Annotated in this window: 12 protein-coding genes and 2 tRNA genes; 4 read left to right on the top strand and 10 right to left on the bottom strand. The window is 65.3% G+C overall.

All coding sequences use genetic code 11. From position 1 onward, the window contains the following. Nucleotides 1-21: 21 nt before the first annotated feature. Together G9C85_RS07905 and G9C85_RS07910 are read right to left on the bottom strand one after the other, a co-directional pair. A complete protein-coding gene (locus G9C85_RS07905; RefSeq protein WP_166038602.1) occupies nucleotides 22-2,208 on the bottom strand; it encodes an elongation factor EF-2 in 2,187 nt (728 codons plus the stop codon). 162 nt (nucleotides 2,209-2,370) lie between these two features. Continuing rightward, nucleotides 2,371-3,120 carry a hypothetical protein gene (locus tag G9C85_RS07910; RefSeq protein ID WP_166038604.1) on the bottom strand — a complete coding sequence of 250 codons (750 nt, stop codon included), beginning with the start codon at nucleotides 3,118-3,120 and terminating at the stop codon, nucleotides 2,371-2,373. Nucleotides 3,121-3,306: 186 nt separating this feature from the next. Here G9C85_RS07910 and G9C85_RS07915 point away from each other — a divergent pair, with 186 nt between their 5' ends. After that, the gene (locus G9C85_RS07915) at nucleotides 3,307-4,059 is read left to right on the top strand and encodes a DUF5781 family protein (RefSeq protein ID WP_166038606.1); all 753 of its coding nucleotides are present in this window, start codon (nucleotides 3,307-3,309) and stop codon (nucleotides 4,057-4,059) included. Between the two features lie 42 nt (nucleotides 4,060-4,101). Here the strand turns inward: G9C85_RS07915 and G9C85_RS07920 are convergent, their stop codons facing one another. From G9C85_RS07920 to G9C85_RS07955, 8 genes are all read right to left on the bottom strand, one after another. Beyond that, the gene (locus G9C85_RS07920) at nucleotides 4,102-4,716 is read right to left on the bottom strand and encodes a 30S ribosomal protein S7 (RefSeq protein WP_166038608.1); all 615 of its coding nucleotides are present in this window, start codon (nucleotides 4,714-4,716) and stop codon (nucleotides 4,102-4,104) included. Nucleotides 4,717-4,719: 3 nt separating this feature from the next. Continuing rightward, entirely contained in the window at nucleotides 4,720-5,148 is a 429-nt protein-coding gene (locus tag G9C85_RS07925) for a 30S ribosomal protein S12 (protein ID WP_166038610.1), read from the bottom strand. 184 nt (nucleotides 5,149-5,332) lie between these two features. After that, the gene (locus G9C85_RS07930; protein WP_166038612.1) at nucleotides 5,333-5,752 is read right to left on the bottom strand and encodes a NusA-like transcription termination signal-binding factor; all 420 of its coding nucleotides are present in this window, start codon (nucleotides 5,750-5,752) and stop codon (nucleotides 5,333-5,335) included. Next, complete coding sequence (gene rpoA2, locus G9C85_RS07935) at nucleotides 5,752-6,972, bottom strand: DNA-directed RNA polymerase subunit A'' (RefSeq protein ID WP_166038615.1); 1,221 nt, start codon at nucleotides 6,970-6,972, stop codon at nucleotides 5,752-5,754. The genes G9C85_RS07930 and rpoA2 overlap by 1 nt, the downstream gene beginning before the upstream one ends. Then, nucleotides 6,965-9,901 carry a DNA-directed RNA polymerase subunit A' gene (locus G9C85_RS07940; protein WP_166038617.1) on the bottom strand — a complete coding sequence of 979 codons (2,937 nt, stop codon included), beginning with the start codon at nucleotides 9,899-9,901 and terminating at the stop codon, nucleotides 6,965-6,967. The genes rpoA2 and G9C85_RS07940 overlap by 8 nt, the downstream gene beginning before the upstream one ends. Before the next feature lie 3 nt (nucleotides 9,902-9,904). After that, complete coding sequence (rpoB, locus tag G9C85_RS07945) at nucleotides 9,905-11,734, bottom strand: DNA-directed RNA polymerase subunit B (RefSeq protein WP_166038619.1); 1,830 nt, start codon at nucleotides 11,732-11,734, stop codon at nucleotides 9,905-9,907. A 1-nt stretch (nucleotide 11,735) separates the two neighbouring features. Continuing rightward, nucleotides 11,736-13,301, bottom strand: coding sequence for a DNA-directed RNA polymerase subunit B'' (locus G9C85_RS07950; protein WP_166038621.1), 1,566 nt, complete (start codon nucleotides 13,299-13,301; stop codon nucleotides 11,736-11,738). 3 nt (nucleotides 13,302-13,304) lie between these two features. Next, entirely contained in the window at nucleotides 13,305-13,532 is a 228-nt protein-coding gene (locus G9C85_RS07955) for a DNA-directed RNA polymerase subunit H (RefSeq protein ID WP_166038622.1), read from the bottom strand. Nucleotides 13,533-13,797: 265 nt separating this feature from the next. Between G9C85_RS07955 and G9C85_RS07960 the strand changes: the two genes are divergently transcribed. The 3 genes from G9C85_RS07960 to G9C85_RS07970 all read left to right on the top strand — a co-directional run bounded on the left by G9C85_RS07960 (nucleotide 13,798) and on the right by G9C85_RS07970 (nucleotide 14,681). Continuing rightward, nucleotides 13,798-13,870, top strand: a tRNA-Asp gene (locus G9C85_RS07960). Nucleotides 13,871-14,093: 223 nt separating this feature from the next. Continuing rightward, nucleotides 14,094-14,516 carry a group I intron-associated PD-(D/E)XK endonuclease gene (locus tag G9C85_RS07965; RefSeq protein ID WP_166038624.1) on the top strand — a complete coding sequence of 141 codons (423 nt, stop codon included), beginning with the start codon at nucleotides 14,094-14,096 and terminating at the stop codon, nucleotides 14,514-14,516. Between the two features lie 92 nt (nucleotides 14,517-14,608). Next, nucleotides 14,609-14,681 (top strand) — tRNA-Asp (locus G9C85_RS07970). Nucleotides 14,682-14,865 lie beyond the last annotated feature (184 nt).

Here is a 14,865-nt window from a genome sequence, read left to right on the forward strand (position 1 = left end):
ACCGCCGGTGCGCTCGCGCGCTTAGATGTAGTCGACCTGCTCGTACAGCTCGAGCTTCATTCCCTTCCGCTCGCGGATCTCCATGATCTGCTCGCGCTGGAGGTTGTCAGCCATGAACTGGAACCCGGAGTTCTCCGTGTTCCAGGACGCACGACCCTCCGTCGCCGACCGGATGTCGCTCGAGAAGCCGATCATCTCCTCGACGGGCGCCTCGCCCTCGACGACCATCAGGTCGCCCTCCTGGTACATGTCGTCGACGCGACCACGACGACCCTGGATCTCGCCGGAGGCCGCACCCATGTGCTCGTTCGGGACGTCGATGCGGACGTCCTGCATCGGCTCCTTGAGCCGGACTTCGCCCTTGACGAGCGCGTTGTGGACCGCGTTCCGGACCGCGGGGATGACCTGCGCCGGCCCGCGGTGGATCGTGTCCTCGTGGAGGCGCGCGTCGTGAAGGCGGATGAGCGCACCCTCGACGGGCTCCGCGGCGAGCGGGCCGTCGTCGAGCGCTTCCTCCATCCCCTCGACGACGAGCTCCATCGTCTCGTTGAGGTGCTGGATACCCTTCGTCTCGTCGACGAGGATGTTCGTCCGATGGATCGTCTCCACGTCCTGACTCGTGTCCTTGTCCATGCCGGCCTCCTGGAGTGCCTCGCGGCGCTCCAGCTCGGGCATGTCCATCGAGATGTTGCCGTGCTTGATGCTCTCGACGATCTCCTCGCCGAGCGGCTCGATCTCGAGGTAGAAGCGGTTGTGACGGTTCGGCGAGATGCCCTCGACTTCGCCGGAGGGCTGCTGAATCGCCTCGCGGAACACGACGATCGGCTCACCGGTGTTCACGGGGATGCCCTGGTTGCGCTCGATGCGCTGGGTCTGGACCTCGAGGTGGAGTTCGCCCTGACCGCTGACGAGGTGCTCGCCCGTGTCCTCGTTGATCTCGATCTGGATCGTCGGGTCCTCCTTGGATACCTGACGGAGCGTCTCGATGAGCTTCGGCAGGTCGTCCATGTTCTTCGCCTCGATGGACTTCGTGATGACCGGTTCGCTGATGTGGTCGATGGACTCGAACGGCGTCATCTCGACGCTGGAGACCGTCGACCCCGCGATCGCGTCCTTGAGGCCGGTGACGGCGGCGATGTTCCCCGCGGGAACGTGCTCCACTTCCTCGCGCTCGCCACCCATGTAGATACCGACGGACTGCACGCGGTTCTTCCCGGCGGTCCCGGAGACGTACAGCTCCTGGCCCTTCTCGAGCGTCCCAGAGAAGACGCGGCCCGCGGCGATCTCGCCGGCGTGCGGGTCGATACCGATGTCGGTGACCATGAGGACGACCTCGCCGTCCTCGTCGACCAGCCGCATCGTGTCCGCGAGCTCGCTGTCGGCGTCACCACGCCAGATGCGCGGGATGCGCATCGGCTGTGCGTCGACGGGGTTCGGGAAGTGCTCGCAGACCATGTCGAGCACGACGTCGCTAAGCGGCGTGCGCTCGTGGAGCTCCTGGCGCTTGTCCGCACGCTCGAGTTCCATGATGTCGCCGAAGTCCATGCCGGTTCGCTGCATCGACGGCATCGAGACGCCCCACTTGTAGAGCGCAGACCCGAAGCCGACGGTCCCGTCCTCGACGGAGACCGTCCAGTCCTCGATGTCGTCCATCTCCTCGGTCATTCCAGCGATGAGTTCGTTGACGTCGCTGATGACGGAGAGGAGGCGGTTCTGCATCTCCTCAGGGCCCTCCTGGAGCTCGGAGATGAGGCGGTCGACCTTGTTGATGAACAGCGCGGGCTTCACGCCCTCGCGGAGCGCCTGCCGGAGCACCGTCTCGGTCTGGGGCATCGCGCCCTCGACGGCGTCGACGACGACGAGCGCACCGTCGACCGCACGCATCGCGCGGGTCACGTCGCCACCGAAGTCGACGTGGCCGGGCGTGTCGATGAGGTTGACGAGGTGGTCGGTGTCCTCGTACTCGTGGGTCATCGACACGTTCGCCGCGTCGATGGTGATGCCGCGCTCTTGCTCGTCCTCCTCGGTGTCCATCGCGAGCTGTTCGCCCGCGGTGTCGTCGGAGATCATTCCGGCGCCAGCGAGGAGGTTGTCGGTGAGTGTCGTCTTGCCGTGGTCGACGTGCGCGGCGATGGCGATGTTCCGGATGTTCTCCGGTTTGTCCATCAGCCGTTCGCACTGTTCGACGATCTTCTTGCGTCGGCCCATTGCTGTTGGATACCGTCACGGCGTGTAAAAGTATGCTGTTTTCGATTGGTGGGGAACGCGCGAAACCCGCGATTTCGAAGGTCTGAGAACCCCTCAGTGCGTCAACGGTACGCACGGTTCGGGATGGTCGATGCGGCGGTGGTCGACCCTCGCACAGTGCGGTCAGCGACGGGCGGCGGCGACGAGGTTCCGGAGCGCCCCCGGGCCGTTCGCGACGAGCGCTCGCGGGAACCGCCGCCGGGAGCCGTCGAGGGCGTCCGCGAGCGTCCCAGCGGCGTCCTCGAACACGCCGGTGCCGTGCCCGACGAGGACGCGGTCGGGCGCGAACCCGGAGAGGGCGTTCCGCGGCGGGAACAGGCGCGCGTAGAAGACGACGCCGAGGCGTTCGTCGCCGACGAGGAACGCGTCCGCGGTCCCGAGGGACTCGGGGACGTACAGCGTCCGGTCGCGCTCGCGCCAGCAGACCGCCTCCCTCCACGCTCCCATCGGCGAGACGCGGTGGAGCGAGACGTCGGTCCCCGGCAGGTGGTCGTCGACGCGCTGGACGTCGACGCCCTCACCGACGCCGGGTGCGTCCGCGGATGCGTCGAAGTGGTCGAGCGGGCGGTCCATCCACGACGGAACGGTCACGGGGACGTCGTAGCGCGCCGCGAGTGCGGCGGCGTCGCGGGCGTGCCAGCCCGCGCAGACCGCGACGCCGGCGACGGCTCCCGCAGCGTCTGCGGCGCCCGCTCCCGCGCTACGGTCGGCGAGTTCGTCGTCCAGCCCGGGTGCGTCGAGCGGGTCGAGGAGCCAGAAGCCGTCCGTGGTTCGGAGGGCGTGACTCGTCCGCAGGAGGGACTCCTCGGGGGCCGCGACCCAGCCGAAGCCGTCGTCGAACTCGTCGACGACCGAGAGCGAACCGTCGGCCATACCCGAGTGCGGCGTCGCCCACGACAAGTACCTACCGTCATGCGGCGATCGCTTCCGTCGTCCAGTGACCGTTCTTCCGTCGCCGGCGACCGTTCTTCCGTCGCCGGCGACCGCTCTTCGGTCATGCGGCAATCGTTCCGCGGGCCGCAACCCTCATACCCGACAAAGCCATTGCGAACTAGTAACATGGACGTTCGTGTCCAGGGTCGCGCGCCCCCCGCGCCGTTCCTCGGGGCGCAGGACCGATTCGAGACCGAGTACGACGTCACGCTCCCCGTCCACGTGCACGTCCGCGACGACCCCGACGAACGCACGTGGACCGGCCACTACGACGACCGGCACGTCCTCAACATCTCCCAGCAAGCCGCGACCTCGGCGATGGCACGCGAACTCGCTCTCCACGAGTACGCGCACATGACGCGCTACGAGGAAGAGCACCCCTCGCACCTCCAGAGCACCGACGAAGCCCTCTTCCTGGGGCTCGCCGGGAACAGCGTCGAACGCCGGAAGGTCGCGCACTGCTACCAGATCGCGAACCACATGAAGGACATCTACGCCGACGACATCACCCTCAGCCTCGGCGACAGCGACAAACTCGTCTCGTTCTTCGAGGCGAGCCTCGCCGCCGCCGTCAGCGACCACGGCACCCCACCACGCGCCGGCCTGACGCCCGTCACCGCCGACGCCGACCCCGAGATAACGGCCGTGAACGCCGCGTTCGCGCTCGCACTCTGCGAGCGCCACGACCTCCTCCCCACCGACCACCGCCTCTACGACCTCGCGCACGCCGCCGGCGAAGACGCCCCCGGCGTCAGCGTCGACTCCTTCAAGAACCACTTCCTCGACCTCGCCGACGACCCCACCGAGAGCGAGTACCGCAAAGCCCTCGTCGACGTCACCCGCGAGTACGCACTCGGCGGCCAACAAGCGGCGGACTGAGAGCTACCGGGTCGCTGCGAGAAGCGAAGAGAGAAGAACTGCTTAGCGTGCGGCCGCCGCGACGCGCTCGGACTCTTCCTTCTGGTTGATCGCGTACGTCTGGACGTCGTAGTTCGCCGCCCCGACGAGCTGCTGGGCGAGCGACTCCGCCGCCGTCGTCGTCGTCTTGAACGACCCGCCGTAGACGCCCTCAGCGAGGAACATCAGCGACTGGTCGACGCGCCGCTGCGGCGCCACGTCGACCGCCTTCGGGACCGAGATGCCACCGTACTTCAGGCGGACGGTCTCCTCGCGCGGCGCCGCGTTCTCGACGGCCTCCACGAGTACCTGGATGGGGTTCTCCTCCGTGCGCTCGTGGACGATCTCGAACGCATCACTAACGATCTGGAGCGCCAGCTGCTTCTTGCCCGTGTTCTCGTCCGTCTGCATCAAGCGGTTCGCGAGCCGCTCGACGATCGAGAGCTCGGACTTCTTGAACTGCTTGTTCGAGTGACGACCCATCGTGTGCGCGATCGGCGTCACCGTGATGTACCGTTCGGTCGAGGGGTCGCTGTACTCGATGCCAGTGACCTCCCACTGATCGAAGAGCTTCGCTCGCGCACCCTCGTCGTCGGTACCAGCCGGCTTCTCGGGTTCGGGTGTGTCTTCTGCAGCCATGAGTTATCGCACCGGTTTCTCAGCGTTCCCGCGGACGAGTTCGATCATCGAGACGCCGTTGACCTTCTCGACCTTGTAGTTCACGCCCGAGAGGTCACCCATCGCACGACCCTTCGCCCCACCGATACCGGCGATCGTGACCTCGTCGTGCTCGTCGATGAACGAAATCGCACCGTCACCGGGACAGAACGCGGTGACCTGCTTCCCGTTCTTGATGAGCTGCACTCGCACGCACTTCCGGATCGCGGAGTTGGGCTGTTTCGCTTCGATACCTACCTTCTCGAGGACGATGCCGCGACCCTGCGGCGCACCCTCGAGCGGGTCGGACTTCTTGCGAAGTCCACGCTCGCGTCGCGCGTAGTCCGAGTCGGACCACCGCTGCTGCTGGCGGTCCTTCTTGAGCTTGCGCGCGGCGTACTTGCCGTTCGCCATAGTACCACCCGCTACCTGTCCGAGGCACTTAAGCCCACCCTTTTCGAGACGGCGTGACGGCCTGAGGTCGCTCTAGCGACCCCGATAACGCCCTCTGCGCCCGTCTCGCGGTTCGAGTTACGGTCTCTGCACGCGCCTTACCTGCAGAGGTCGCGTGTAACGCCGCGAGAGCCAGCGACGCGGACTACGTCAACTCGATGTCGTCGACGTCGACGTGCCGACGCGACAGGTCCCGCGCCGCCTCGATGTTCCGGCCGTCCGCGCCGATGGCGACGCCCGTGTCGGCCTCGTCGACCTCCACGTACGCCACCGTATCGCCGTTCTCGCTGATCGTGACGTTGTACACCGCCGCCGGCGCGAGCGCGTTCGCGACGAAGTCCGCCGCCGAATCGGCCGTCTCGACGAGCTTCGCCGCCGTCCCGAGGCGCTCCTCGAACTCCGCGACGTGCTCGCCACCCGGCCCGATCGCCTCCCCCATGTCGCCGCGAGCGACCAGGACCACCACGCGGTCCTCGTACACCACGCAATCGAGCCCGGTCGCTCCCGTGACGTCCTCGAACAGCGCGAGGACGCGACGCGCCTCGTCCGACAGCGTCCGCGCCATCAGTCAGCTTGCTCGGACGACTTCGGCAGCGACCCCATCCGGAGGTCGACGTCACCCGTCCCGAGCTTGATCGGCTTCCCGACGATGACGTTCTCCGTCACGCCGTTCAGGTCGTCGACCTCGCCGTGGATGGCGGCGTCCAGCAAGTGATTGACCGTGACCTCGAACGCCGCCCGCGCCAGCACCGACTCCTTCGAGCCACTGATGCCGTGCCGACCGATCGACTCGATCTCGCCGCGGTTCGTCATCATGTCCGCGACCAGCATCAGGTGCCGGACGTTCACGTCGTCCAGGCCCTGCTCGGCGAGCGTGTCGTTCGTCTCCTCGATGATCGTCTCCCGAGCCGCCTCGATGCCGAGCGTCCGATGGATCTCGTGGATGTTGTTACACGTCGACCGGGACGCGTCCACGCCCTCGATCTCTAAGGCGTCGCCGAACGACGACCCCTCCGTGTACAGCACGAACTCCTCGTCGACGTCGCGGTCCTCGTCCTCCACGTCCTCCTTCCGGATGACGACCCGCGAGATCTCCTCGATGCCCTTGAACGTGATCTCGCGGAGCTCCTCGACGAGCTGCAGGAGGTCGCGGTAACTCGGCTCCTCCGGGCCGAACTGGACGTTCGTCCCCTTCTGGATCGTCGTCACGCCCAGCGAGTCCTCGATTATCTCCGCGATCTCCGCGGCGACCTCGCCCGTGTCCGCCACGGTCGGCCAGCGCTCGTCGAGCGTCTCCGGGTTCAGGTCGACGGAGACGTTCATGTCCGCGACGTTCGTCGACACGTCACCGAGCGCGAGGATCTTCGTCGCCTCCAGCTGCCAGACGACCTCGTGCGCGCGCTCGCGACTCGCCGCGTACTCGTCCTCGAGGTGGATCGTCATCATCGGCGTGTCCGGCGTCTTCCGCGCGTCCACGAGCTCGATGAGACGCGGCAGTCCCTGCGTGACGTCGATCTCCGCGACGCCCGCGTAGTGGAACGTGTTCATCGTCAGCTGCGTCCCGGGTTCCCCGATCGACTGCGCGCTCACCGTCCCGACGGGATCGAGCGGTTCGACGCGCGTCTCCCGCCACCGGTTCGCGACCGCCTTCGCGATGTCGTCGGCCGCCTCCACGCTCGCGTTCCGCTCGTCGACCACGCGGTAGACGTCCTCCCGGAGCTCTTCGGGGACTTCGGCGTCCTCGACGACCGCCTCGACGTCCGCGGAGACGTCGTAGTCAGTCATCCGACTCCACCTCCGTGAGGAGGTCGGGGTTACGACGCGCGTCCGCGTGCTCGCTGAGGTTCGTCGGGCGCGCCTCGTCGCCGAGGAACTCCGCCTTCGAGCGGTCGTCCGCGAACTCGTTGTCGAGGATGCGGTCCGCGATCTGGTCGACGTCCACGCCGTTGTCCGCGTCGTGCGCGACCTGCACCGGACTCGTCGAGTCCTCGCCGAACTCGAACTGGACGATCGTGTCCGAGGTGTCCCGGACCGTGCCGTCGTACTGCGTCTCCAGCTCGGAGAGTGCGTTGATGAGGCGGCGCTGGAGGTACCCGGACTTCGACGTCCGAACCGCCGTGTCCACGAGGCCCTCGCGGCCACCCATCGCGTGGAAGAAGAACTCCCGCGGAGTGAGTCCACCCGTGTAGGAGTTCTCCACGAAACCATGGGCGTCAGCGCTCAGGTCGTCCTTCTTGTAGTGCGACAGGGTGCGGTCCTCGTACCCGCGGTTGATGCGGTTCCCGCGAACCGCCTGCTGGCCGACCGCGCCAGCCATCTGCGTGAGGTTCAGCATCGACCCACGCGCACCCGAGTTCGCCATGACGACCGCCGGGTTGTCCTCGTCGAAGTGCTCCTCGGCGATGTCGCCCGCGTTGTCGCGGGCCTTCCCGAGCGTCTGCATGATCTTCATCTCGAGCGTCTCGTCGACCGTCCGCCCCGGCAGACTCTCGAGTTCGCCGGCCTCGTACGTCTCGATGAGCTCCTCGGTGCGGTCGTACGCCTCGTCGATCGTCTCGTCGATGCGCTCCTGGGCTTCGCCGGGGATCGTCTCGTCGTCGATCCCGATCGAGAACCCGAAGTGCATGATCGAGCGCATCGCGAGCGCCGCGACCTCGTTGATGAAGATGCGCGCACGCGTCGTCCCGTACACCTTCACGATCGTGTCGACGATCTGCCCGCCGAACTCGCCGACCTCGTCCTCCGCGATCGTGCCCTCGACGAGCACGCCGTCCTCGACGACGACGTCGTCGCCGACGGTCCCACGGAACTCGAGGTTCAGGTCGTCCGGCAGCAGCTCCGAGAAGATGTCCCGGCCCGTCCAGTACGGCTCGTCGGTCTCGTCGTGCCCGCTCGGCGCCGGCAGCTCGTCGATGCGCGTCGCTCGCAGCAAGTCGAGCGCCTGCGTCTCGTTGAACTGCGGGTTCTGGTTCGTCAAGAGGTACGTCCCGCTGATGTGGTCCTGGATCGCGCCGATGATGTTCTCGCCGAACCGCGGCGAGAGAATCTGCTCCTGGACGCGCATCAGGACGCGCGCTTCAGCCCGCGCCTCCTCGTTCTGGAGGGCGTGCATGTTCATCTCGTCGCCGTCGAAGTCAGCGTTGTACGGCGGACAGACGACCGTGTTCAGGCGGAACGTCTTGTACGGCATCACGACGACCTCGTGCGCCATGATACTCATCCGGTGCAGGCTCGGCTGCCGGTTGAAGACGACGATGTCGCCGTCCACGAGGTGGCGGTTGACCTCCCAGCCGGCCTCGACCTTCTCCGAGAGCTCCTCGCAGTTCTTCTCCGTCACCTTCAGGCGGCGACCGTCCGGGCGCTTCACGTAGTTCGCACCCGGGTGGCCTTCGGGGCCGTTACTGACGTACCGGCGCGCGTCCGCGAGGTTGCGCTCCGTGACGTTCATCGTCTGCGTCATCTCCTTGGCCACGCGGTCGGGCACGCCGACCTCGTTCAGGGACAGCGTCGGGTCCGGACTGATCACGGTCCGCGCCGAGAAGTTCACGCGCTTCCCGGACAGCGAGCCTCGGAATCGGCCCTCCTTGCCCTTGAGGCGCTGACTGAGCGTCTTCAGGGGGCGACCCGAACGGTGGCGGGCGGGCGGCGTCCCCGAGATCTCGTTGTCCATGAACGTCGTCACGTGATACTGCAACAGTTCCCAGAGGTCCTCGATGATGAGCTGGGGCGCACCCGCCTCGCGGTTCTCCATGAACCGCTGGTTGATGCGGATGATGTCCACGAGCTTGTGCGTGAGGTCGTCCTCGCTCCGCTGCCCGTTGTCCAGCGTGATCGACGGCCGCGCCGTCACCGGCGGCACCGGCAGCACCGTCAGAATCATCCACTCCGGGCGACTGCGCTCGGGGTTGATGCCGAGCACTTCGAGGTCCTCGCCGGGGATGTCCTCGAACCAGTCCCGGATGTCGCTGGGCATCAGCTTGTTCATGTCCTCCTCGGTCAGGTCGACGTCGAGCGTCTTCTCGATCGCCTTCCGGTCGGACTCCCGCGGCCGGAACTCCCCGGAGAGGATCTCGTTCACGCGCGACAGGTCGATCTCCGTCGCCTCCGCGAGCTCCTCGCGACCCATCGGCTCCACGCCCGCCTCCTCGTCGCCCTGCATCGCGCTCGCGATCCGCTGGGAGTACTCCGACGTCAGGACCTGCTGGACCTCGTAGTACGTCGTCGGCTTCTCGTGCTGGATGTCGTACTGCTCCTCGCCGCAGAACGGACACCGGTCCTTCTTGCGAGCCTGCCGAATCGCGGCCTTCGTCACGTCGTTCAGGTCGTTCCCGAGCTTCCGTGCGTTGTTCAGGTCGCGCTCGAAGTCCTCGCGCTCGTCCTCGGTAAGACAGAGACGCGCGCACTCGCGGCACGTCCCGCGAAGCAGTCGTCGGATGAGTTTCGTGAACCCGACGTGGATGACGGGCGCCGCCAGCTCGATGTGCCCGAAGTGCCCGTTACACGACCCACTGTGCTTCCCGCAGGTCTTGCACTCCAGACCAGGGTCGATCACGCCCAGACGCGGGTCCATGAGGCCCATGTCGATTGGGAACCCGTCGTCGTCGTACGTGTCGGCCGTGATGACCTTCGTGGCGCTCATCTCGCGGTACTCCTCGGGGTCCATCAGCCCGAAGCTGATCTCCCCTATCTCCTTGGGTGATTGTCCTGTGGACATGATTTAGACTGCGTCCTCCAGTTCCAGGCGCGGCGCGATTCCGAGCGCCTTCATCTCGTCGAGCAAGAGCTTGAAGGCGTAGCTCATCTCGATCTCGTGGATGTCCGTCTCCTCCCCGCAGTTCGGACAGTAGACGCGACGTTGGTCGACGTTCTCGACCGCACTCATCCCACACTCCCCGCAGACGTTGATGAACTCGCGGTCGGACTCATCGAGCAAGCGCTCCTTGAGCGCCATCGCCGCACCGTGCCCGATGAGCACGTCGCGCTCCATCTCCCCGACCCGCAGTCCACCCTCGCGAGCACGCCCCTCCGTCGGCTGACGGGTGAGCACCTGCACCGGCCCGCGCGAGCGAGCGTGGAGCTTGTTCGAGACCATGTGGTAGAGCTTCTGGTAGAAGATGACGCCGACGAAGATCTCCGCCTCGATCTTCTCCCCGGAGACGCCAGAGTGGAGGATCTCCTTCCCGGACGAGTGGAACCCGCGTTCCTCGAGCCCGCCACGGATCTCATCTTCGTTCTCGCCCGTAAAGGGCGTGCCGTCGACGCGGCGGCCCTCGAGCGCACCGGTCTTCCCGCCGAGCATCTCCAGAACGTGCCCGACCGTCATCCGCGACGGTAGCGCGTGCGGGTTCAGGACGAGGTCCGGCACCACGCCCTCCTGCGTGAACGGCATGTCCTCCTGGGGCGCGATGTGGCCGACGACGCCCTTCTGGCCGTGCCGCGACGCGAACTTGTCCCCGAGCTCGGGGATTCGTTCGTCGCGCACCGAGACCTTCGAGAGCTTCGAGCCGTCCTCGCCCTCCATCAACGTCACCGTGTCGACGACGCCGGACTCGCCGCTCCGCATCGTCACCGACGTCTCGCGGCGCTTCTGGGGACTGAGGCCGCCCATGTCGTCGGGCTCCTCGAGGAACCGCGGCGGACTCGTCTTCCCGAGCAGCACGTCGTTCTCGCCGACGCGCGTCTCCGGGTTCACGAGACCGTCCTCGTCCAGGTGCGTGTACGCTTCCTCACCGCGCGCACCGCGCACGTCCTGACTCGGAATCTCGAAGCGGTCCTCCTGTCCACCCGGATACCGGCGTTCCTCGCCCTCGTACGTCCGGAAGAAGTGCGAGCGAGCGAGCGCCCGATCAACGGACCCCTGGTTCATCACGAGCGCGTCTTCGATGTTGAACCCCTCGTAGGACATGACCGCGACGACGAAGTTCTGCGCGGCCGGCCGGTCGTCGTACCCGATCTGCTCCGTGGTCTGCGTCTTCACCATCGACAACTGCGGATAGTGGAGGAGGTGCTGTCGCGTGTCCGGACGAATCCGGTAGTTCGCCGACGGCAGTCCGAGACTCTGCTTGATCATCCCCGCACCCATCGTGATGCGCGGACTCGCGTTGTGCTCGGGATACGGAATCATCCCCGCGCCGATCCCGAAGATCAGCTGCGGGTCGACCTCGAGGTGCGTGTGGTCCTCGGTGACGTCCTCGCGGTCGACCGCGACGAGGATGTCCTCCTCCTCCTCCGCGTCGATGAACTCGATGCGACCGTTGTCGACGAGGTCCTGGAACGACAGCTCCTCGTTCGACAGCGCCTCGATCTCGGACTGGTCGATGAGCGGCTCGCCGCCCTCCACGACGATGAGCGGCCGGCGCGCACGCCCCGCGTCCGCGTTGATGATGACCTCGCGCGTCCGATCCTTCACGGACACGTTCACCATCTCCGAGATGTCACCGAAACGTCGCTCCTCGCGGATCTGGTCCGCGAGCTCGTGCGGTTCGGGATGTGTCCCGACGAGACTACCGTTCACGTACACCTTCGCTTCGCGTTGCTGTTTGCTCATGTTAGTCGTCAGCGGGCTGATCGTGACCCTGGCCTTCCAGCCCCGGAATCCCCTCCACGCCCATGGAGTCGAGTTGTCGCTTGAGTCCCTGTTCGTCCTCGATGTTCTGTGAGAGCTCCATCGCCTGCGCGAAGTTCTTCACCAGCCCACAGTTCGGGCCCTCCGGCGTCTCCGACGGACAGATGCGACCCCACTGGGTCGCGTGCAAGTCTCGCGCCTCGAAGTGCGGCTGCGAGCGACTGAGCGGACTCCGCAACCGACGGAGGTGACTCAGGACGCCCATGAAGTCCGTTCGGTCGACGAGCTGGGAGACCCCAGACCGCCCGCCGACCCAGTTCCCCGTCGCGATCGGGTGCTCGAGACGCTCCGTCAACACGTCAGAGCGAACGACCGTGTTCACGGACAACTGACGGTTCCGCATGTTCGCACGCTCCAGCTGGTACTTCACGTCGCGCGCCAGCTTGTTCAGCGCCGTCCGGAACAGGTCCTTCATCAGGTCCCCCGAGACTTTCAGGCGCTTGTTCGCGTAGTGGTCCTTGTCGTCGCTCTCGCGCCGCCCGAGCGCAAGCTCGAAGCACGCCTCGGCCATCCGGCAGAGGTAGTACGCCTTGTTGATGCGCGTCTCCTCCTCCTCGACGCCCTCCTCGTGGAGGTGCGGGAGCAGGTACCGGTCGATGACGTAGTTCGCGCGCTTCAGCTGGTAGTTCTTCCCCTGGCCGGAGGCGACGCGCTTGCCCAGCGCCTCGACCGCCTCCTCCTCCGTCTGGACCTCGGCCGCCTCGAGGTTCTCCAGCATGTACTTCACGACCTCCGGATCGTCACTGACCCGATGCACGATCTCCTCGTCGGACTCCAGTCCGAGCGCACGGACGAGCGTCACGAAGTTGATCGAGCCCGACACGGACGGGAACGACACCTCCAGCAAGCCGTCGCGCGTCCGCTCGGTCAACACGAGCGCCCGATAGCCACGACGCTGCGAGAAGGTCTTCGCGACCTGGATCTCGTCCCCGTACTTCGTGTCGTACTCGGCGAGGATCTTGTTCGGCGCCAGGTCCTCGCTCGTCATCAGCACGCGCTCGCTGCCGTTCACGATGAAGTACCCACCCGGGTCCGCGGGGTCCTCACCGATCTCGATGAGTTCCTCGTCGCTGAACCCAGCGATGTTGCACTTGTCCGAACCGACCATGATCGGCATCCGGCCGACCTTCGTCTCCGTCTGGTCGACCACGCGCTCCTCGCCCTCCTCGCCCTTCACGATGGACATCTCCATGAACACGGGCGCGGAGTACGTGATGTTCCGAAGGCGCGCCTCCTGCGGGTACAGGAGTTCCTCTGACCCGTCCGCTTCGCGAACCCGAGGCGTCACGACGCGAACGTCGCTCAGTTCGACGAACACCGGCTCCTCACCCTCCTTGTCGCCGATGTCGGTCTCGATCGTCTCCTTCTCGTCGACGACCTGCTGCATTCCCCGGTTGAGGAACGAATTGAACGACCGGAAGTGGTGTTCTGCGAGGCGATCCTTCCCGAAGTACTCCCGTGAGATGACGCGTCTGTTCTCTCTATCCATTATTTATTCTACCACGAGTCGGTATACGGTCGCCGTGTCTGTCGTTCGCGAATCTCGAACGATCTTCAGTACGTCGCCGACGCTCGCCTCGTCGGGCAGCGCCGGGTCCTTCCGTTTGATCTTCGGCAGGTCGGTACGGTCGATATCGTACGCTTCGAGCACCTCCTCGAGTTTGGCCTCGTCGAGGAGCGTGTGCTCTGGCACGAGTTCGTGTTGGCTTACATCTACCATGAGTGTGTCTGGCGGGCGGGAGAAACTGCTGTCACGAGATACTACAGGCTCGTACAGGCGCGAGGCATTTAACGCTTGCCAAGTCCGATTGCGGCGTCGCCACTCGCTCGACCCGCCAGAGGGCAGCGGGCGGCACGACGGGCCGACAAACCTGATTCGAACTAAGGACGCTTCCCCCATAAATCGTTTGTGCCACGATGCACACACCCACACCCGCCACGAGTAGAAAGCCTTAATCGTCCAACCGCGATACGTGGTATTGCAGGCCCGGGTGGTGTAGTGGCCCATCATACAACCCTGTCACGGTTGTGACGCGGGTTCAAATCCCGCCTCGGGCGCTTTCTGACGACGACAAACCGACGAGCGAAGCGAGGAGTCTGTCGTCGTCGAAACGCTACGTTTGAATTGAATCAGGGAGCGAGCAGACGTGAGCGACCGTGGTTCGAATCCCCCTCGGGCACTTTTCCAGCGATCAACGACTGAGGAGCAAAGCAGCATGCGTGTCGGCTTGGGCACCCGGTAGTTTAATACATTCGCGTGGTTTCCTGCGGAACAAAGAACATGCCTGTCGGGAATTCGAAATCTGTCGGAGACGAGACGGAAGTAGCAATCCTACACGAGTTACTCGTCGCAGGGTGGAGCGTGTCAATTCCGTTTGGTGACAACGATAAATATGATCTCGTCGTCGATGACGGTGAGGATCTCTACCGGATTCAATGCAAGACGGCATGGCGAAACAAAGTAGAAACTATCCGGTTTAATACGCACTCGCAAACGACGAAGAATGGAGAGTATCACGAGTCGACGTACGACGAGGTAGCAGACGCTTTCATCGTCCGCTTTCCATACGATGGGCAACTCTACTGGATCGACGTTGAGGATGCGACCAAACAGAAGATGGAATTACGGTTCGACGCAGCTATCGATCACCCGTCAATAAACTGGGCATCCGAATTCGAGTTCGATCCGCACCGTTCCCTGTGAGGACCAGCGAGTCGCGACGCCGTGGTATCCCCCCGCACCGCCACATTGATTGAAAAGGTATAAAAAGGGCAACCTCCTCCTATAATTTGCAAGCCCGGGTGGTGTAGTGGCCCATCATACAACCCTGTCACGGTTGTGACGCGGGTTCAAATCCCGCCTCGGGCGCTTCTTCCAGCGACCAACGAACGAGGAGCGTCGCGACGAGCGAGCGGTCGGTGAAAAACGCCGAAAAGGGATTCGAAGCGGGGAGCGAACCTCGTGAGCGACCGTGGTTCGATTCCCGCCTCGGGCGCCCTCTGACGGCGACAACGCGACGAGCGAAGCGAGGGGTCCGTCGCCGTCGAGGGAG

The organism is Halorubellus sp. JP-L1 (genome assembly GCF_011440375.1).
Taxonomy (GTDB): Archaea; Halobacteriota; Halobacteria; order Halobacteriales; family Natrialbaceae; genus Halorubellus.

Excerpts from the sequence above, each read along its gene's own strand:
- G9C85_RS07905 (WP_166038602.1), bottom strand. The coding sequence starts at position 2,208 with ATGGGCCGACGCAAGAAGATCGTCGAACAGTGCGAACGGCTGATGGAC.
- G9C85_RS07910 (WP_166038604.1), bottom strand. The coding sequence starts at position 3,120 with ATGGCCGACGGTTCGCTCTCGGTCGTCGACGAGTTCGACGACGGCTTC.
- G9C85_RS07915 (WP_166038606.1), top strand. The coding sequence starts at position 3,307 with ATGGACGTTCGTGTCCAGGGTCGCGCGCCCCCCGCGCCGTTCCTCGGG.
- G9C85_RS07920 (WP_166038608.1), bottom strand. The coding sequence starts at position 4,716 with ATGGCTGCAGAAGACACACCCGAACCCGAGAAGCCGGCTGGTACCGAC.
- G9C85_RS07925 (WP_166038610.1), bottom strand. The coding sequence starts at position 5,148 with ATGGCGAACGGCAAGTACGCCGCGCGCAAGCTCAAGAAGGACCGCCAG.
- G9C85_RS07930 (WP_166038612.1), bottom strand. The coding sequence starts at position 5,752 with ATGGCGCGGACGCTGTCGGACGAGGCGCGTCGCGTCCTCGCGCTGTTC.
- rpoA2 (WP_166038615.1), bottom strand. The coding sequence starts at position 6,972 with ATGACTGACTACGACGTCTCCGCGGACGTCGAGGCGGTCGTCGAGGAC.
- G9C85_RS07940 (WP_166038617.1), bottom strand. The coding sequence starts at position 9,901 with ATGTCCACAGGACAATCACCCAAGGAGATAGGGGAGATCAGCTTCGGG.
- rpoB (WP_166038619.1), bottom strand. The coding sequence starts at position 11,734 with ATGAGCAAACAGCAACGCGAAGCGAAGGTGTACGTGAACGGTAGTCTC.
- G9C85_RS07950 (WP_166038621.1), bottom strand. The coding sequence starts at position 13,301 with ATGGATAGAGAGAACAGACGCGTCATCTCACGGGAGTACTTCGGGAAG.
- G9C85_RS07955 (WP_166038622.1), bottom strand. The coding sequence starts at position 13,532 with ATGGTAGATGTAAGCCAACACGAACTCGTGCCAGAGCACACGCTCCTC.
- G9C85_RS07965 (WP_166038624.1), top strand. The coding sequence starts at position 14,094 with ATGCCTGTCGGGAATTCGAAATCTGTCGGAGACGAGACGGAAGTAGCA.